This window comes from Streptomyces sp. JLBJ103 (genome assembly GCF_058215575.1).
In genome coordinates, this window is the sequence record NZ_CM177089.1 from 6,219,445 (window position 1) to 6,236,719 (window position 17,275).

Below are 17,275 nucleotides of genomic sequence, written 5' to 3' on the forward strand. Positions count from 1 at the left end.
CCTGCCCGGTCGTACGGGCTGCCCCGCCCGGCCCTGAGCACCCTGGACCGCGATGCCGACGAACGACGCCCCCACCCCGCCGCCCCGCCGCCGCACCCTGGGCCGCGGCCCCGGCGCGGCCCAGGCGGCGCGCCCCGACCCGCCCCCCGCCCCTGCCGCCCGGCCGGCGGCGGAGCATGCGGGTGGCGTTGAGCCGCGTACGGGGTCGGCCGATGCGGCGAATCACTCCGAGGCGGGCATCGCCGAGGCCGCCGTGCCCCCGGTGGAGCCCCCGGCCGAGCCGCAGACGGCCCCGTCGTCTGCCGGAGGCCCCGCGGCAGGGCCCGCGCGGAGGGCGGAAAGGGCGGCGCGCCCGCCCGAGCCGCCCACCGGGCCGCCGGTTGGCACACATGCTTCCGACGCGCGGACCTCCGAAGCCACCACGGATCAGGCGCTGCCGGACACGGCGACCCCGGCCGGTGGGGCGGCGGTGTCCCGGACCGGGCCGCATCCGACGCCGTCCGGTGGTCGGCCCGAGTCCGGTGCGGCTGCCGAGGCCGCTCCTGCGGGGGCGGGAGGCGGCGCGCCTGACGTCGAGTCGGGTACCGCGCTGTCCGCCGAGCCGTGTGGCCTGGACGCCGGGACCACCGACGCAGACGTGGCTCCGGGCGGGCCGGGCACGGCGTCCCGGGCCAGTGGGGCGGCGGCCCCGGCGGAGCCGTACACCGCGCCGCCCGCCGAGCCGCGTGACTCCGACGCCGAAGCCACTACGGCCCAGGCCCAGCCGGGCACGGCGTCCCCGGCCGGTGGGTCCACGGCGGAGGACGTCCCGGCCGGTGGGGCGGCGGCGTCCGTGGCCGAGCCGGGCGCGGCTGGGCGGCATACGGCGGATTCCGTCGTGGGTGCCCGGTTCGTGGGGCGGCCGGAGCCGGATCCGGCGCATGCGCGGGCCGAGGAGGGGGCCGACGGGCCCGTACGGCCCCCCGCGGGAGCGGGGGGCGCCCGGAGTGGGGGCGCGGTCGGCGAGGCCGTCAGCGGGGCGTCAGTGGACTCGGCCGAACATCCCGGCGACGGAGCCTCCCCGGGTAACGCTCCCGACAAGGGCGCCTCCCGCGGCGGCGCACCTCACGACGGTGCTTCCGTCAGCGGCGGTTCCGCCCCCGCCGCCGACCGCAGCGATACGTCAGACGGTGAGGGCGGTGAGGGCGGGGACTCCGGCGACGGCAACCGTTTCATCCTGCGGCTCGACAACTTCGAGGGCCCCTTCGACCTCCTCCTTCAGCTGATCTCCAAGCACAAGCTGGACGTCACCGAGGTCGCCCTGTCCAAGGTCACCGATGACTTCATGGCGCACATCCGGGCCATGGGGCCGGACTGGGACCTCGATCAGACCACCGAGTTCCTGGTGGTCGCCGCGACACTGCTCGATCTCAAGGCGGCCCGGCTGCTGCCCGCCGCCGAGGTGGAGGACGAGGCCGACCTCGCGCTGCTCGAGGCGCGGGACCTGCTGTTCGCGCGGTTGCTCCAGTACCGCGCGTACAAGCAGATCGCGGACATCTTCAACGACCGGCTGGTCAGCGAGGCCGCCCGGCACCCCCGTACGGTCGGCCTGGAGCCGCATCACGCGGAGCTGCTGCCCGACGTTGTCATCAGCATCGGCGCCGAGGGCTTCGCCAAGCTGGCCGTGAAGGCGATGCAGCCCAGGCCCAAGCCGCAGGTGTACGTCGAGCACATCCACGCCCCCCTGGTCAGCGTGCGCGAGCAGGCCGAGGTGGTGGTGGCGCGGTTGCGTGAGCTGGGGGAGGTCAGCTTCCGGACGCTCACCGAGGACGCCCCCGATGTCCTCACCGTGGTCGCCCGCTTCCTGGCGCTGCTGGAGCTCTACCGTGAGCGCGCGGTCGTGCTCGACCAGCCAGAGGCCCTCGGCTCGCTCATGGTGCGCTGGACGGGCGCCGACGGTGAGCGGCCGCTCGTCACCGATGAGTTCGACCAGGAGGCCGGACCCCGGCAGGAGCCGCCGGAGAAGCGGCCCGAGGAGAAGGAGAAGCAGGAGGTACGGAGTTGAGCGAGCAGTGGACCCCCGCCGCGGCCTCGGACGTCGCGGTACTCGACCTCAAGCCCGCCCTGGAGGCGGTCCTCATGGTCGTCGACGAGCCCGCCACCGAGGAACACCTCGCCAAGGTCCTGGAGCGCCCGCGCCGCGCGGTCGCGGACGCGCTGCGCGAGCTGGCCGACGAGTACGCGACCCAGGGCCGCGGCTTCGAGCTGCGGCTGGTCGCGGGCGGCTGGCGCTACTACACCCGCCCCGCGTACGCCGCCGCCGTCGAGGGTTTCGTCCTGGACGGCCAGCAGGCCCGGCTCACCCAGGCCGCTTTGGAAACCCTCGCGGTGGTCGCGTACCGTCAGCCGGTCAGCCGTTCCCGGGTCTCGGCCGTCCGCGGCGTCAACTGTGATGGAGTGATGCGGACCCTCCTCCAGAGGGGGCTGGTCGAGGAGGCGGGCACGGAACCCGAAACAGGTGCGATCCTGTACAGGACGACGAACTACTTCCTGGAGCGGATGGGCCTGCGGGGTCTGGACGAGCTTCCGGAGCTCGCGCCGTTCCTCCCCGAGGCGGACGCGGTCGAGGGCGAGTCCCAGGAGGGTGTGCCGTCGTTCGACCCGGACGCCGTCGACGCCGATGACGCGGACGACGGAGTAGGCCACTCCCAGACACTCTCAGACGGAACGTGATGCGAAGCAGCGGCAGGAACAGCAGGGGCAGCGGTAGCGGTAGCGCCGGAGGCAGGAACTACCGCGGCGCGGGCAACCAGCGCGACGACAAGCAGAAGCGCGCGGGCCGCCCCCGCCCCGAGGAGCGCCGCTACGACGTGGGCGGAGCCTCCCAGGGCGGCGGCCCCAAGGCCGGTCCCAAGGCCGGTCCGAAAGGCGGCCCCAAGGGCGGACCCAAGGCGGGGGCCAAGGGCGGACCCAAGACCGGCGCCGGCGCCGGTCGCGGCCGTAAGCCCAGTGGCCCGGCGCGCCCGCGTGAGTACGACGCCCAGATAGAGGAGCGCAACCGCGCCCGTCACAACAAGCCCCAGGTCAAGCTGCCGAAGACGTTCGGCGAGCAGGAGGGCGAGCGCCTCCAGAAGGTCCTGGCCCGCGCCGGTATGGGTTCGCGCCGCGCCTGCGAGGACCTCATCGACCAGGCCCGCGTCGAGGTCAACGGCAAGATCGTCACCGAGCAGGGGCTCCGGGTCGACCCGGAGAAGGACGAGATCAAGGTCGACGGGCTCACCGTGGCCACCCAGTCGTACCTGTTCTTCGCGCTGAACAAGCCCGCCGGTGTCGTCTCCACCATGGAGGACCCCGACGGCCGCCAGTGCCTCGGCGACTACGTCACCAACCGCGAGACCCGGCTCTTCCACGTCGGCCGCCTCGACACCGAGACCGAGGGCATCATCCTGCTCACCAACCACGGTGAGCTGGCCCACCGCCTGACCCACCCCCGCTACGGCGTCACCAAGACCTACCTCGCCGCGATCCAGGGCCCGCTGCCGCGCGACCTGGGCAAGCAGCTGAAGAACGGCATCCAGCTCGAGGACGGCTACGCCCGCGCCGACCACTTCAAGGTCGTGCAGAACACCGGCAAGAACTACCTCGTCGAGGTGAGCCTGCACGAGGGCCGCAAGCACATCGTGCGCCGGATGCTCGCCGAGGCCGGATTCCCGGTCGACCGGCTGGTGCGCACCGGCTTCGGGCCGATCGCGCTGGGCGACCAGAAGTCCGGCTGGCTGCGGCGGCTGACCAACACCGAGGTCGGCATGCTGATGCGCGAGGTCGACCTCTGAGCCGGACCCCGACGTAACCCGCCCCCGCCACGTCCCGCGTCTCGCAGGGCGGGCGCGGCGGGAGCCCGTCCGGCCCGCTCGTTAGGCTGATCGTGAGCGCGCCGGGACCCGCGTCCACGGCGGCGCGGCATTAGGTGACCAGATGCGCGCAGGGGAGCACAGACATGGCGGTACGAGCGGTCCGGGGAGCCGTCCAGCTGGAGCGGGACGAGTCCGGCCATATGCGGCAGCAGGTCTCGGAGCTGCTGACCGCCATCCTGGAGCGCAACGGGCTGGTGCCGGACGACCTCATCAGCGTGTGGTTCACCGCCACCCCCGATCTGCACAGCGACTTCCCCGCGGTCGCTGCACGCAAGCTCGGCATCACCGATGTGCCGCTGATCTGCGCCCAGGAGCTGGACATCGAGGGCGCCATGCCGCGGGTTGTCCGCATCCTGGCGCATGTCGAGACGGACCTGCCCAAGCCCGATGTCGCCCACGTCTACCTCGGCGCCGCGGCCTCCCTCCGCAAGGACATCGCCCAGTGAGAACCGCACTCGTCATCGGCACCGGTCTGATCGGCACCTCCGCCGCGCTGGCCCTGGCCGGACGCGGGGTCCACGTCCATCTCGCCGACCACGACGCGGACCAGGCCCGTACCGCCGCGGCCCTCGGCGCCGGTACGCAGGAGGAGCCCGACGGGCCGGTGGACCTGGCGATCGTCGCCGTACCGCCCGCGTATGTGGCGCGGACGGTCGCCGATGTGCTGCGCCGCGGTACCGCCCGCGCCGCGCTGGACGTGGCCAGCGTCAAGGGCGGCCCGCGCCGTGAACTGGAGGCCCTGGGCTGCGATCTGACCCGCTACATCGGCACCCATCCGATGTCCGGCCGAGAGCGCTCCGGGCCGCTGGCCGCCACCGCCGATCTCTTCGAAGGGCGGCCGTGGGTGCTCACCCCCGGCCAGGACACCGACACCGAGGTGCTCAACCTCGCCCTCGAGCTGGTGGCGCTGTGCCGCGCGGTGCCCGTGGTGATGGACGCGGACGCCCACGACCGCGCGGTGGCCCTGGTCTCGCACACCCCGCATCTGCTGTCCAGCATGGTCGCCGCGCGGCTGAAGGACGCCGACGAGACCGCGGTACGGCTGTGCGGGCAGGGGATCCGCGATGTGACCCGGATCGCCGCCTCCGACCCGGCGATGTGGATCGACATCCTGTCCGCCAACCCCGGCCCGGTCGCCGATGTGCTCGCGGCGGTCGCCGCGGACCTCGACGAGACGGTACGGGCGCTGCGCGGCCTCCAGTCCGCCGACGAGTCCAAGCGCGGCCACGGCGCCTCCGGGATCGAGGACGTGCTGCGCCGCGGCAACGCCGGGCGCGAGCGGGTGCCGGGCAAGCACGGCGCCGCCTCGGCCGTCTACGAGACGGTGACGGTGCTCATCGGCGACCAGCCGGGCGAGCTGGCCCGGATCTTCGCCGACGCGGGCCGGGCGGGCGTCAACATCGAGGACGTCCGGATCGAGCACGCCACCGGGCAGCAGGCGGGTCTGATCCAGCTGATGGTCGAGCCCACGGCTGCCCCCGGGCTGACCGCGGCGCTCCGCGAGCGGGGCTGGTCGATCCGGCAGTGACCACGGACCGGACGGTCCGGCGGTCCGGGCATGACCACGTTGTCCGGCGCGGTCGTGTGAACCAGTAACCTTGTCCGAGGCTCCATCCGCCCCCTCCGACCCAGCCCCGTGCACACGAAAGGTGTCTGTCACCGTGGAAACCGCCGCCCGGACCGCACCGGCAGCAGTGATTGTCGCGATCGACGGCCCCGCTGGCACGGGCAAGTCCAGCACCTCCAAGGCCGTCGCCGCCAAGCTGGGCCTCGGCTACCTGGACACCGGCGCCCAGTACCGGGCGATCACCTGGTGGATGGTGAACAACGGCATCGATGTCGAGGACGCCGTCGCCGTGGCCGACGCCGCCGCGAAGCCGGTCATCGTCTCCGGCACCGACCCGGCCGCCCCGGCCATCACTGTCGACGGCACCGATGTCGCCGGGCCGATCCGCACCCAGGAGGTCACCTCCCGGGTGAGCGCGGTCAGCGCGGTCCCCGAGGTGCGGGCCCTGATCACCGAGCTCCAGCGGACCATCGCCGCCGAGGCCCCGCGCGGCATCGTCGTCGAGGGCCGGGACATCGGCACCACGGTGCTGCCCGACGCCGACGTCAAGATCTTCCTGACCGCGTCCGCCGAGGCCCGCGCCGCCCGCCGCAGCGGTGAGCTCAAGGGCAAGGAGGCGACGGACCTGGCCGCCACCCAGGCGGCGCTCGCCAAGCGGGACGCCCTGGACTCCGGCCGGAAGGCCTCGCCGCTGGCCAAGGCGGACGACGCGATCGAGGTGGACACCACCGAGCTCACCCTCGATCAGGTCATCGAGTGTGTGGTCACCCTCGTCGAGGAGAAGCGGACGGGCGTGTGACCGGACCCGCCGACACACTGCCGAGCGCGGCCGGAGCCGCGGTGGGACGCCGGATCGGCATCGGCCTGATGTACGGGCTGTGGCGGCCGCGGGTGCTCGGCGCCTGGCGGGTGCCGCCCACCGGGCCGCTGATCCTCGCGGTGAACCACACCCACAACATCGACGGCCCGATGCTGATGGGCACCGCGCCCCGGCCGGTGCACTTCCTGGTCAAGAAGGAGGCGTTCGTCGGTCCGCTGGACCCGTTCCTGCGCCGGATCGGGCAGCTGAAGGTGGACCGTACGACCGCCGACCGGACGGCGATCACCGCCGCCCTGGGCGTGCTGGAGCGCGGCGGAGTGCTGGGGATCTTCCCCGAGGGCACCCGCGGCGAGGGCGACTTCGCCTCGCTGCGCGCGGGGCTCGCGTACTTCGCCGTCCGCTCCGGGGCGCCGATCGTGCCGGTGGCCGTGCTCGGTTCCGGCGACCAGCGCAACGGCGACGGACAGGTCAGGACGGTGCCGCGGCTGCGCAGCCGGATCGACGTGGTCTTCGGTGACCCGTTCGAGGCGGGCGACGGCAGCGGCCGACGGACCCGGGCGGCCCTGGACGAGGCGACCACACGCATCCAGAAGCGACTGGGCACGCACCTGGGGAACGCCAGGCGGCTCACCGGCCGCCACGACGAGACATGAGATCCGCGAGCCCGCACAACGGGCCGCGGCCTTAAGGGACGACGAGGAACGTAACTTCATGGACGACCAGATCCACAGTGGCGGCGACGAGCACGGAGAGCTCGGCGACGTCGAGTACGCGGAGTTCATGGAGCTCGCCGCACAGGAGGGTTTCGACCTCGAGCAGGTCGAGGGCGACCTCGCCGCGGCCGGACACGGTCCGCTGCCCGTCCTGGCCGTCGTCGGCCGTCCCAATGTCGGTAAGTCGACCCTGGTGAACCGTGTCATCGGCCGCCGCGAGGCCGTGGTCGAGGACCGCCCCGGCGTCACCCGGGACCGGGTGACCTACGAGGCAGAGTGGTCCGGCCGCCGCTTCAAGGTCGTCGACACCGGCGGCTGGGAGCAGGATGTGCTCGGTATCGACGCGTCCGTGGCCGCGCAGGCCGAGTTCGCCATCGAGGCCGCCGACGCGGTGGTCTTCGTGGTGGACGCCACGGTGGGCGCCACCGACACCGACGAGGCCGTGGTCAAGCTGCTGCGCCGGGCGGGCAAGCCCGTGGTGCTGTGCGCCAACAAGGTCGACGGGCCCAGCGGTGAGGCGGACGCCGCCATGCTGTGGTCGCTCGGCCTCGGCGAACCCCACCCGGTCTCGGCGCTGCACGGCCGCGGCACCGGCGACATGCTGGACGCGGTGCTCGAGGCGCTGCCGGAGGCCCCGGCCCAGACCTTCGGCGCGACGGTCGGCGGACCGCGCCGGATCGCCCTCATCGGCCGCCCCAACGTCGGCAAGTCCTCGCTGCTGAACAAGGTCGCGGGCGAGGAGCGGGTGGTCGTCAACGAGATGGCGGGCACCACCCGCGACCCGGTCGACGAGCTGATCGAACTCGGCGGCGTGACCTGGAAGTTCGTGGACACCGCCGGTATCCGCCGACGCGTCCACCTCCAGGAGGGCGCCGACTACTACGCCTCGCTGCGCACCGCCGCCGCCGTGGAGAAGGCCGAGGTCGCCGTCATCCTGATCGACACCAGCGAGTCCATCAGCGTCCAGGACCAGCGGATCATCTCGATGGCGGTGGAGGCCGGACGCGCGATGGTGCTCGCCTTCAACAAGTGGGACACCCTCGACGAGGAGCGTCGCTACTACCTCGAGCGCGAGATCGAGACCGAGCTCGGGCAGATCCAGTGGGCGCCGCGGGTCAATGTCTCCGCGCGCACCGGCCGTCATATGGAGAAGCTCGTCCCGGCGATCGAGACGGCGCTGGCCGGCTGGGAGACCCGGGTTCCCACCGGGCGGCTGAACGCGTTCCTCGGCGAGATCGTGGCCTCGCACCCGCACCCGATCCGCGGCGGCAAGCAGCCCCGCATCCTCTTCGGGACGCAGGCCGGGACCCGGCCGCCGCGGTTCGTGCTGTTCGCCTCGGGCTTCCTGGAGGCGGGCTACCGCCGCTTCATCGAGCGGCGGTTGCGCGAGGAGTTCGGCTTCGAGGGGACCCCGATCCAGATCTCGGTGCGGGTGCGGGAGAAGCGCGGCCGCAAGAAGTAACGGCGCGCGCCCTTTCTTTGGGGCTCGGTTCGCCTCCGGGGCGCCAAAGCCCCTGACGACGGTCGACCGTGCTCGGCCCTTCGTTCCTCAGGGCCTCCGCGCGCTCTCCCTTTCGACAGGGTCGCGCCCCTTCGGCTCACTCGCCAGGGGGGCGCCGGTTCAGTACTCGTGTCCCCGCCCGTCGCGCTGACCCGGCGGCAGGGCGGGGAGATAGCCGCGGTAGTACGGACCGCCGGTGTCCCACGATCCGCTGTGGCCGCCCACCTGACCATGACCCCCGCTGGTCAGACCGCGGGGCTGACCGGTGTGGCCGATGGCGCTGAACGCGACGAACCCCAGATCCTCCTCGTCCGAACGGTCGCCGGGCAGCGCCCGGAACAGCCTTCGGTACTCCGCGTACAGCGCGTCGTAGATCGGCGTGGGCGACTGCCGCCAGGGGTCTGCCGATTCCTCCAACGCGGGGCGCATTGCCGGAATGTAGCCGTATGAGGGGGAACGATAGGGGAGGTCGTATGCGTGCACGTATGTGCCAACGACCCGGCCGCCCGTCGGATGCGGCATCGGTGGCGAATGGGCTGCCCGCGGCAGATGGGCGGGGCCGGGAACGGCGGAGGCCATGGGCGTCAGGTGCCCGCGAGCGGCATCGAGGCGCCGACCAGCGCACCGCTCGCCGCGGCCCGGTCCAGTGCCGCGCGCAGCTGGTCCTCGCGCGGCTGGGTGCCGATGGTGCCCGCCGGTGCGGCGTACAGCATCACCTGCTGGGAGCGGCTGACGGCATGCCGCCAGCCCTCGCTGAGCGGCATCGGGTGGTGCGCCTGCCACCAGGCCACCGGGGCGCCGCCGCTCGCCGAGGGCATCAGCACCGCGTGCAGCTGCCCCATGGCGATCAGCACCGACCAGCCGTGGTTGGCGCCGGGCGGCCGGTTCAGATCGACGACCGGCAGAAAGCCCTGCTCGGTGAGGAGGGACAGGAAGTCGTCGCGCCGGCCTGATCCGGGCCGGGTGATCGGCGCCGTCGGCTCGACCACCAGCGCGGGCCGCGCCTCCCCGCCCACCAGCACCACCCCGCTGGTGACCCCGAGCACGGCCTGCGACGACGACGCGGCCCGCTCCGGCGACTGCGCGGGGGCCTGGACGGCCTGGGGCCGGGCCTGCGGCTGCGGTGCCTCGGCATAGCCGGACGGGGCCCCATAGCCGGAGGGCGCGGCGGCGGAGTGCGCCGCCGCCGGGAGCGGATCGGCGGCGTCCTCCCCGGTGATGGACCGCACCGCGCCGCGCAACTGCTCCTCGGAGACCGGCACCACCTGGGACGGAACACAGGTGGCGTGCGCGAAGGCGAGCACGGCCGTCTCCTGCCCGACGAAGAGGACGGTGCTGGTCCGCTCCTGGTCGGTGTTGCCCGGGGTGCGGCAGGACGTGCAGTCGTAGGCGCCCGGGGCATTGTCACCGGCGAGCAGCCGGTCGGCTTCGTCGTCGCCGATCTCGGCGCGTACGTCATTGCTGACGTCGAGCATGCGCGGCACGGGTGGCTCCTCGGTATCGGTCCTGTGCCGGGCATCTCCCGGCCCATATGGAGAACAACGGGCCATCCACGGCGGGGGTCACGCGGCCCGGCCACCCCTGGGCGCCGATGCGTCAGAAGCCCTCGAAGTTCCCTCGGTTCGCTACCGATTTCACATCTGTTCTGGAACAAAGCGGTGATGCGGCCCAACCCTGCCAACCGGGGCGAGGTCTTTCCACGTGGTAGGCGGACGAGTCACTCGTCCGCGGGGAACCAGTCCGATACGGGGACGACGGGGACGGATGCACATCTCATTCCTGATTCACAACGCGTACGGGATCGGCGGGACGATCCGGACCACGTACAACCTCGCGCGCACCCTGGGCGAGCAGCACGACGTGGAGATCGTCTCGGTGTTCCGGCACCGTGATCGGCCGATCTTCGATCCCGGGCCGCATGTGCGGCTCAGCCATCTGGTGGACATCCGCAAGGGAAGCCCCACCTACGACGGAGCGGACCCTGACCACGCCCGCCCCGCGAAGGTCTTCCCCACCGACGAGGGCCGCTACCAGCAGTACAGCGTGCTCACCGACCGCCGGATCGCCGAACACCTCAGGGGGCTCGAGGCCGATGTCGTTGTCGGCACCCGCCCCGGCCTCAATGTGCACATCGCCCGTGAGGCGCGGCGCGGCCCGATGCGCGTCGGCCAGGAGCATCTGACGCTCAGCACCCACTCCCGGGGGCTGAAGCGGGCGCTGCGCGGTGTCTATCCGCGGCTGGACGCCGTCACCACCGTCACAGAGGCCGACGCCAGGACCTACCGCGGCCAGATGCGGCTGCCGGGCGTACGGATCGAGGCGGTGCCCAACAGTGTGCCCGAGCCCGGACTCGAGCCCGCCGACGGCACCGGCAAGTGGGTCGTCGCGGCCGGGCGGCTGGCCCCGGTCAAACGGTACGACCTGCTGATCCGGGCGTTCGCCAAGGTCAGCGCGGCCCGCCCGGACTGGCGGCTGCGGATCTACGGCGGCGGCGCCCAGCACGACAAGCTGCGTGCGCTGATCGATCAACTCGGCCTGTACAACCACGTCTTCCTGATGGGTCCGGCCCATCCGCTGGATCCCGAGTGGGCCAAGGGCTCCATCGCGGCCGTCACGTCCAGCCTGGAGTCGTTCGGCATGACCATCGTGGAGGCGATGCGCTGCGGGCTCCCGGTGGTCTCCACCGACTGCCCGCACGGCCCGGCCGAGATCATCGACAACGGGGTGGACGGCCGTCTGGTGCCCACCGGTGACGCCGACGCGGTGGCCGGAGCCCTGCTGGAGCTGATCAACAACGATGAACTGCGGCAGCGGATGGGGCAGGCGGCGCTGAAGGACTCGGCCCGTTTCGACCCCTCCCGGGTGGCCGGGCGCTACGACTCCCTTTTCGCCGACCTCGTCGCGCGCAGCGGACTGCGCGGCACCCTCCACCGCGCCCGCGGCACCCTGCTCAGCGGTGCGCTGGCGACGAAGGACTCGCTGTGGAAGGTGCGGGCGGCATGAGTGCGCTGAGCGGAGGTGTGTCCATGACGTCAGCGGGGGCAGCGGAGCGGACCCAGGAGGACAGCATGAGCGAGGCCGGAGAGGCCGCCCCCACCCGCGCCGACTGCGTGGCGGATTCCGCCGGTGGGCTCACCTTCCACATCACCGACTGGGTCCGGCCGCAGCCCGGCAGCTACGACGACTGGAGTGGTGCGCTGGTCCTGACCCTCCGGGGCGCGGAGGACCGCGACGGCGGCGAGGTGCGGCTGCCGTTCGGCCCGACCGGGGACGGCCGTCTCCAGGCCGCGCTGCCGAGCACCGTGGCGCTGCCCGAGGGCCGTTGGGACGTCCATGTGGCGTACGGGGACGCCGAACCGCGGCGGCTGGTACCGGGGCTGAACGATCTGCGTTCCCTGGTGGACCGCAGACCCGGGCCGAGCACCTCACCGCTGTCCGTGCGCATCCCGTACGCCACCAAGCACGGCAATCTCTCCCTGCGCAGCTGGCGGCGGGCCCCGCACGCCGAGGCCGGGGAAATCCTGCTGGAGGACGGCGCGATGGCCGTCCGCGGGCGGCTCCACCGCGTCCAGCACCCCGCGGAGTGGCTGGCCGGCGCGGTCCTCGAGGCGCGCTGTCGCCGGGACACCGCCCGGGTGCGCACCGTGCCGGTCACCGCGGACGGCGCGGACTTCCGCTGCACCCTGCCCTTCGCCGAGCTGACCGAGGGCTGGGGCGGCGGCGCGGACCTCTGGGACCTGTGGCTGCGCCCGGCGGACGCGGAGGAGCCGCCCGCGCGGCTGGCCCGCATCCTGGACGATGTGCCGGACAAGAAGGAGATCTTCACCTATCCGTCCATGGAGCTGACCGCCCCGCACGGCCAGGCGCGGGTGCGTCCGTACTACACCCGGGACAACGACCTGGCGGTCCGGGTCGAGGCGCCCGTCTGATCCGTGCCGGGCGGTCCGCTCGGCCTAGGTCTCGTCAGCGCAGCTCCCGGAAGAACGCCCGCAGGTCCCCGGTCAGCAGATCGGGGGCCTCCAGGGCGGCGAAATGCCCGCCGCGCTCGAACTCGCTCCAGTGGACAACCGCGTTGGACCGCTCGGCGACCGGCCGGACCGCACGGTCCTCAGTGAAGTTCGCCACCCCGGTGGGCACGGGGGACTTGGCGGGGGGCGGCCCCCAGACGCCGTCGCGGACGCTCTCGTAGTACAGCCGCGCCGAGGAGCCCGCGGTGCCGGTCAGCCAGTAGAGCATCACATTGGTCAGCAGTCGGTCCCGGTCGATCGCGTCCTCGGGGAGGGCGACCGACGGATCGGTCCACTCCTGGAACTTCTCGATGATCCAGGCGAGTTGGCCGACGGGGGAGTCATGGAGCCCGAAGGCAAGGGTCTGCGGCCGGGTGGACTGGATCGCGGCATAGCCCATCCGGTCCTGGCCGAAGCCGCCCGCGGCCAGCCGCTCGCCCTCCCGCTCGGTCAAGCGGTCGCGGTCCTCCTCCGACAGCGGACCGATCGGGGCGAACCCCACCGACGCGGCGTTGACATGCACTCCGGCCACCGACTCCGGGGCCACCCGTCCCACCTCGGGCGAGATAACGGCGCCCCAGTCGCCGCCCTGCACCCCGTACCGCTCGTAGCCGAGACGGCGCATCAGCTCCGCCCAGGCGCGTGCCACCCGCCGGGTGCTCCAGCCGCGGTCCCGGGTCGGCCCGGAGAGACCGAAACCGGGGATCGAGGGGATCACCAGATGGAAGGCATCGCGGGGGTCGCCGCCGTGGGTGCGCGGATCGGACAGCGGGCCGATCACATCGAGGAACTCCACGACGGAGCCCGGCCAGCCGTGGGTGAGCAGCAGCGGCAGGGCGTCCGGCGCGGGGGAGCGCACATGGAGGAAGTGCACCTGAGCGCCGTCTATCACGGTGGTGTACTGCGGATGCTCATTGAGCTCCGCCTCGTGTGCCCGCCAGTCGTAGCCGGTGCGCCAGTATTCGGCCAGCTCCCGCACATAGGGGAGCGCGGCTCCGTACTCCCAGCCCGCGTCCGGCAGCGCGTCGGTCCAGCGGGTGCGGTCCAGCCGCTCGTGGAGGTCGTCCAGCCACTCCTGAGCGATCTCGATCCGGAAGGGCCGGATGTCCTCGGTGGTCTTCTGGTCTTCCCTGGTGATGTCCATGGCTCAAACGCTACGGTCCTTTGAGGACAGTTTCTGTCCTCAAAGGATGGCAGACTCCCCTTCATGTTGGAGACCTCGGCACGCCTGCTCCGCCTGCTCTCGCTGTTGCAGGCCCACCGCGAATGGTCCGGCGCGGACCTCGCCGACCGGCTCGGGGTGACCCCGCGCACCGTACGCCGGGATATCGACCGGCTGCGCGAACTCGGCTACCCCGTGCACTCCGCACCGGGTGCGGCAGGCGGCTACCAGCTGGGCGCGGGCGCCCAGTTGCCCCCGCTGCTGCTCGACGACGACGAGGCGGTGGCGGTCGCGGTCGGGCTGCGCCAGGCCGCGGGCGGCGGAGTCGAGGGTATCGAGGAGACCTCGGTGCGGGCCCTGGCCAAACTGGAGCAGGTGCTGCCGGACCGGCTGCGCCGCCGGGTGGGCGCCCTCAGTGCCTTCACCGTGCCGATGATCGGCGGGATCCCCGGGCCCGGGGTGGACCCGGAGGTGCTGACCGAACTGGCCAACGCCTGCCGGGACTGCTGCCGGCTGCGGTTCGAGTACCGCGACCACGGGGGCACCGTCAGCCGCCGTACCGCCGAACCCCACCGGCTGGTCTGCACCCAGCGCCGCTGGTATCTGGTCGCTTGGGACGTGGACCGTGAGGACTGGCGCACCTACCGCGTCGACCGGATCACCCCGACCCCGCCGCACGGTCCGCGGGTCGCCCCGCGCCGCCCACCCGCCGACGACCTCGCGGCCTATGTCTCCCGGGGGGTCTCCACCGCCGTGTACGCCGAGAAGGCCACCGTGCTGCTGCGGGTCTCCGCCGAGCGGGCGGCCGAGCGCGTCTCGCCCTCGGCCGGGGTGCTGGAGGCGGTCGACGAGCACAGCTGCCTGCTGCACACCGGCGCCCACAGCCTCGACGTGATGGTGATCCACATCATGCTGATGGGCTTCGACTTCGAGGTGCGCGAGCCCGCCGAACTCGCCGACCACGTCCGGCGGATCAGAGACCGGCTGGACCGCGCTCTGAACTGAACCGCACGCCCGGTCACCCGCTGCGCGGCCTGGTCTGCTGGTCCTCCGTCTGTGCGGCCCGCGCCACCTCCGGATGGTGCAGATCGAAGGCGGGGGATTCGGTGCGGATCTTCGGCAGCGCCGTGAAGTTGTGCCGGGGCGGGGGACAGGAGGTGGCCCACTCCAGCGAGCGGCCGTACCCCCAGGGGTCGTCCACCTCGACCCTCTCGCCGTACGAGGCCGTCCACCAGACGTTGTAGAGGAACGGCAGCGTGGAGAGTCCGAGCAGGAACGCCCCGATGGTGGAGACCGTGTTGAGGGTGGTGAAGCCGTCCGCCGCCAGATAGTCGGCGTAGCGCCGCGGCATCCCCTCCACGCCCAGCCAGTGCTGCACCAGGAAGGTGGTGTGGAAGCCGGTGAACAGCGTCCAGAAGTGGATCCTGGCCAGCCGCTCGTTCAGCAGCTTCCCGGTGAACTTCGGCCACCAGAAGTAGAAGCCCGCGAACATCGCGAAGACGACCGTCCCGAACACCACGTAGTGGAAGTGGCCGACCACGAAGTAGGTGTCGGTGACCTGGAAGTCGAGCGGCGGCGAGGCCAGGATGACCCCGGTCAGCCCGCCGAACAGAAAGCTCACCAGGAAGCCGACGGCCCACAGCATCGGCGCCTCGAAGGACAGCGAACCGTTCAGCATCGTGCCGATCCAGTTGAAGAACTTCACCCCGGTCGGCACGGCGATCAGGAACGACATCAGCGAGAAGAACGGCAGCAGCACCGCGTCGGTGGCGAACATGTGGTGCGCCCAGACCACCATCGACAGCCCGGTGATGGCCATCGTCGCGCCGATCAGGGTGAGGTAGCCGAAGATCGGCTTGCGGGAGAAGACCGGGATGATCTCGGTGATGATGCCGAAGAACGGCAGCGCGATGATGTAGACCTCGGGATGGCCGAAGAACCAGAACAGATGCTGCCACAGCAGCGCCCCGCCGAACCGGGGATCGAAGACCACCGCCCCCCACCGCCGGTCCGCCTCCAGCACCAGCAGCGCCGCCGCCAGCACCGGGAACGCCATCAGGATCATGATCGAGGTGAAGAGGGTGTTCCAGGTGAAGATGGGCATCCGGAACATCGTCATCCCTGGGGCGCGCATCACGATGATGGTGGTCAGGAAGTTGACCGCGCCCAGGATGGTGCCGAAGCCCGCCAGCGCAAGCCCCATGATCCACATATCGGCGCCCACCCCGGGGGAGCGCATCGCGCTGTTGAGCGGGGCGTAGGCGGTCCAGCCGAAGTCGGCAGCGCCGCCGGGCACCATCAGACCGCACACCACGATCAGTCCGCCGAACAGGAACAGCCAGTACGAGAGCATGTTGAGCCGGGGAAAGGCCACATCCGGCGAACCGATCTGCAACGGCATGATCTCGTTGGCGAACCCCGCGAAGGTCGGGGTGGCGAACAGCAGCAGCATGACCGTGCCATGCAGGGTGAACGCCTGGTTGTACTCCTCCTGGGAGATCAGCTGGATCCCCGGCCGGGCGAGCTCGGCCCGCATCACCATGGCCAGTGCCCCTCCGATGAGGAAGAAGCCGAAGGAGGTGATCAGATAGAGATGACCGATCTTCTTGTGGTCGGTGGTGGTCAGCCAGTCCACGGCCACCCGGCCCCGTCGCGGCAGCCACACCTCGCCGGTCGCGGCGCGCGTGGTGTGCGTCGTCATCGAAGGCTCCCTCCGCGTCCGGAGACCGGATGCGAAACGGTTTTCCGCCCATGATCACCCGATGGGCACTCCGATCCGCGGAGGGCTGCCCAGCGTCACTCCCTCGGGGGCAACAGCGGACCGAGTGGCCCAAGGTCCGGACTGAGATCCGACGGCTGGACGCCGTAGCGCTCGCACACCCCCCGCGTTCGTAGCGGCGGATACGGCGGTAGCCAGTGAGCACGGTGTACGCGTCCACCCGCCGGTAAACCCGACCTCTCACGATCGGCGATTTGTGGTGGAATTGTGTGCTCCGGCTACTTCCGGGCGATCTTCCCAGCGATGCTTTTCCGTCGGCCGCGCAATTTGTTCGACAAGGCGATCCGCGGGCCTGTCCTATACCAGGCCAGCGCCTTTGACGCGGGAAATCAATGAAAAAGAGACCGGCCATCCCGGAGTCGTCAACTTGAGCCCCGGAAGAGTGACAAAGTCACTAACAAACCCGGGCGTGTTTTCTGTAACACAAGTGTGACGAATGGTGGACTCGGGGCGGATGAGGCCGTGCTCGCCGTGATCCAGATCTCGCTTTCCCACCCGTTCGGCGCCGCCTACCGTGGCTGTCATGGGACCTGTACCGAACCGTCCGGACGAACCCGACGACGACCTCGACAGCTATGTGGGACTCGACGCGAGAACCGCTGAGGAGCGGGCGCGGGAGCGCGGCTGGAGCACCGTGCGGGCGGTGCCGCCGGGCGCGATCATCACCATGGAATACCTCTTCGGGCGGATCAACTTCGAAGTCGCCGACGGCGTCGTACGGCGCTGCTGGCGCGGCTGAGCCGCCCGCCACGCCCACGCGGCACCGGGTACGACCACAACGGCCCCGGACGCTCTCACCCGAGCGTTCGGGGCCGTTGTGCGCGGTCCTTGTG

Annotated in this window: 16 protein-coding genes; 12 read left to right on the forward strand and 4 right to left on the reverse strand. The window is 71.8% G+C overall.

Annotated elements, in window-relative coordinates; all coding sequences use genetic code 11:
• The first annotated feature begins 52 nt into the window (after nt 1–52).
• The 8 genes from AC4BEG_RS27485 to der all read left to right on the forward strand — a co-directional run bounded on the left by AC4BEG_RS27485 (nt 53) and on the right by der (nt 8,455).
• Entirely contained in the window at nt 53–2,044 is a 1,992-nt protein-coding gene (locus AC4BEG_RS27485) for a segregation and condensation protein A (protein ID WP_490702408.1), read from the forward strand.
• Nucleotides 2,041–2,712, forward strand: coding sequence for an SMC-Scp complex subunit ScpB (scpB, locus tag AC4BEG_RS27490; protein WP_490702409.1), 672 nt, complete (start codon nt 2,041–2,043; stop codon nt 2,710–2,712). The genes AC4BEG_RS27485 and scpB overlap by 4 nt, the downstream gene beginning before the upstream one ends.
• Nucleotides 2,712–3,812, forward strand: a complete 1,101-nt coding sequence (locus AC4BEG_RS27495) for a pseudouridine synthase (protein ID WP_490702410.1) — start codon at nt 2,712–2,714, stop codon at nt 3,810–3,812. Before scpB ends, AC4BEG_RS27495 begins: the two co-directional genes overlap by 1 nt.
• A 164-nt stretch (nt 3,813–3,976) precedes the next feature.
• Nucleotides 3,977–4,339 (forward strand): chorismate mutase, encoded by a 363-nt coding sequence (aroH, locus tag AC4BEG_RS27500; RefSeq protein ID WP_490702411.1) that lies wholly within the window; start codon nt 3,977–3,979, stop codon nt 4,337–4,339.
• Nucleotides 4,336–5,421, forward strand: coding sequence for a prephenate dehydrogenase (locus AC4BEG_RS27505; RefSeq protein ID WP_490702412.1), 1,086 nt, complete (start codon nt 4,336–4,338; stop codon nt 5,419–5,421). Before aroH ends, AC4BEG_RS27505 begins: the two co-directional genes overlap by 4 nt.
• A 121-nt stretch (nt 5,422–5,542) precedes the next feature.
• Nucleotides 5,543–6,259, forward strand: a complete 717-nt coding sequence (gene cmk, locus AC4BEG_RS27510; protein WP_490702413.1) for a (d)CMP kinase — start codon at nt 5,543–5,545, stop codon at nt 6,257–6,259.
• Between the two features lie 68 nt (nt 6,260–6,327).
• Nucleotides 6,328–6,933, forward strand: coding sequence for a lysophospholipid acyltransferase family protein (locus AC4BEG_RS27515; protein WP_490707221.1), 606 nt, complete (start codon nt 6,328–6,330; stop codon nt 6,931–6,933).
• A gap of 58 nt (nt 6,934–6,991) precedes the next feature.
• On the forward strand, nt 6,992–8,455 hold the full coding sequence (gene der, locus AC4BEG_RS27520; protein WP_490702414.1) for a ribosome biogenesis GTPase Der: 1,464 nt from the start codon (nt 6,992–6,994) through the stop codon (nt 8,453–8,455).
• A gap of 159 nt (nt 8,456–8,614) precedes the next feature.
• Here der and AC4BEG_RS27525 read toward each other — a convergent pair whose 3' ends face one another.
• Together AC4BEG_RS27525 and AC4BEG_RS27530 are read right to left on the reverse strand one after the other, a co-directional pair.
• Nucleotides 8,615–8,923, reverse strand: coding sequence for a hypothetical protein (locus AC4BEG_RS27525; RefSeq protein WP_490702415.1), 309 nt, complete (start codon nt 8,921–8,923; stop codon nt 8,615–8,617).
• Nucleotides 8,924–9,078: 155 nt separating this feature from the next.
• Entirely contained in the window at nt 9,079–9,978 is a 900-nt protein-coding gene (locus AC4BEG_RS27530) for a DUF8842 C-terminal domain-containing protein (protein ID WP_490702416.1), read from the reverse strand.
• Between the two features lie 280 nt (nt 9,979–10,258).
• On the opposite strand from AC4BEG_RS27530, the gene AC4BEG_RS27535 reads away from it, so the two are divergent.
• Together AC4BEG_RS27535 and AC4BEG_RS27540 are read left to right on the forward strand one after the other, a co-directional pair.
• A complete protein-coding gene (locus AC4BEG_RS27535; protein WP_490702417.1) occupies nt 10,259–11,497 on the forward strand; it encodes a glycosyltransferase family 4 protein in 1,239 nt (412 codons plus the stop codon).
• A 65-nt stretch (nt 11,498–11,562) separates the two neighbouring features.
• Nucleotides 11,563–12,423, forward strand: a complete 861-nt coding sequence (locus AC4BEG_RS27540; protein WP_490702418.1) for a hypothetical protein — start codon at nt 11,563–11,565, stop codon at nt 12,421–12,423.
• A gap of 34 nt (nt 12,424–12,457) precedes the next feature.
• Here the strand turns inward: AC4BEG_RS27540 and AC4BEG_RS27545 are convergent, their stop codons facing one another.
• Complete coding sequence (locus AC4BEG_RS27545; RefSeq protein ID WP_490702419.1) at nt 12,458–13,645, reverse strand: epoxide hydrolase family protein; 1,188 nt, start codon at nt 13,643–13,645, stop codon at nt 12,458–12,460.
• A 63-nt stretch (nt 13,646–13,708) separates the two neighbouring features.
• Between AC4BEG_RS27545 and AC4BEG_RS27550 the strand changes: the two genes are divergently transcribed.
• A complete protein-coding gene (locus tag AC4BEG_RS27550; RefSeq protein WP_490702420.1) occupies nt 13,709–14,668 on the forward strand; it encodes a helix-turn-helix transcriptional regulator in 960 nt (319 codons plus the stop codon).
• Nucleotides 14,669–14,681: 13 nt separating this feature from the next.
• Here AC4BEG_RS27550 and ctaD read toward each other — a convergent pair whose 3' ends face one another.
• Entirely contained in the window at nt 14,682–16,364 is a 1,683-nt protein-coding gene (ctaD, locus tag AC4BEG_RS27555) for an aa3-type cytochrome oxidase subunit I (protein ID WP_490702421.1), read from the reverse strand.
• A 601-nt stretch (nt 16,365–16,965) separates the two neighbouring features.
• On the opposite strand from ctaD, the gene AC4BEG_RS27560 reads away from it, so the two are divergent.
• Nucleotides 16,966–17,181 carry an I78 family peptidase inhibitor gene (locus tag AC4BEG_RS27560; RefSeq protein ID WP_490702422.1) on the forward strand — a complete coding sequence of 72 codons (216 nt, stop codon included), beginning with the start codon at nt 16,966–16,968 and terminating at the stop codon, nt 17,179–17,181.
• The last annotated feature ends 94 nt before the right edge of the window (nt 17,182–17,275 follow it).

What these genes read in the sequence shown, in the direction of transcription:
- AC4BEG_RS27485 (WP_490702408.1), top strand. Translation starts at nt 53, where the DNA reads ATGCCGACGAACGACGCCCCCACCCCGCCGCCCCGCCGCCGCACCCTG.
- AC4BEG_RS27495 (WP_490702410.1), top strand. Translation starts at nt 2,712, where the DNA reads ATGCGAAGCAGCGGCAGGAACAGCAGGGGCAGCGGTAGCGGTAGCGCC.
- aroH (WP_490702411.1), top strand. Translation starts at nt 3,977, where the DNA reads ATGGCGGTACGAGCGGTCCGGGGAGCCGTCCAGCTGGAGCGGGACGAG.
- AC4BEG_RS27515 (WP_490707221.1), top strand. Translation starts at nt 6,328, where the DNA reads ATGTACGGGCTGTGGCGGCCGCGGGTGCTCGGCGCCTGGCGGGTGCCG.
- der (WP_490702414.1), top strand. Translation starts at nt 6,992, where the DNA reads ATGGACGACCAGATCCACAGTGGCGGCGACGAGCACGGAGAGCTCGGC.
- AC4BEG_RS27525 (WP_490702415.1), bottom strand. Translation starts at nt 8,923, where the DNA reads ATGCGCCCCGCGTTGGAGGAATCGGCAGACCCCTGGCGGCAGTCGCCC.
- AC4BEG_RS27535 (WP_490702417.1), top strand. Translation starts at nt 10,259, where the DNA reads ATGCACATCTCATTCCTGATTCACAACGCGTACGGGATCGGCGGGACG.
- AC4BEG_RS27540 (WP_490702418.1), top strand. Translation starts at nt 11,563, where the DNA reads ATGAGCGAGGCCGGAGAGGCCGCCCCCACCCGCGCCGACTGCGTGGCG.
- AC4BEG_RS27545 (WP_490702419.1), bottom strand. Translation starts at nt 13,645, where the DNA reads ATGGACATCACCAGGGAAGACCAGAAGACCACCGAGGACATCCGGCCC.
- AC4BEG_RS27550 (WP_490702420.1), top strand. Translation starts at nt 13,709, where the DNA reads ATGTTGGAGACCTCGGCACGCCTGCTCCGCCTGCTCTCGCTGTTGCAG.
- ctaD (WP_490702421.1), bottom strand. Translation starts at nt 16,364, where the DNA reads ATGACGACGCACACCACGCGCGCCGCGACCGGCGAGGTGTGGCTGCCG.
- AC4BEG_RS27560 (WP_490702422.1), top strand. Translation starts at nt 16,966, where the DNA reads ATGGGACCTGTACCGAACCGTCCGGACGAACCCGACGACGACCTCGAC.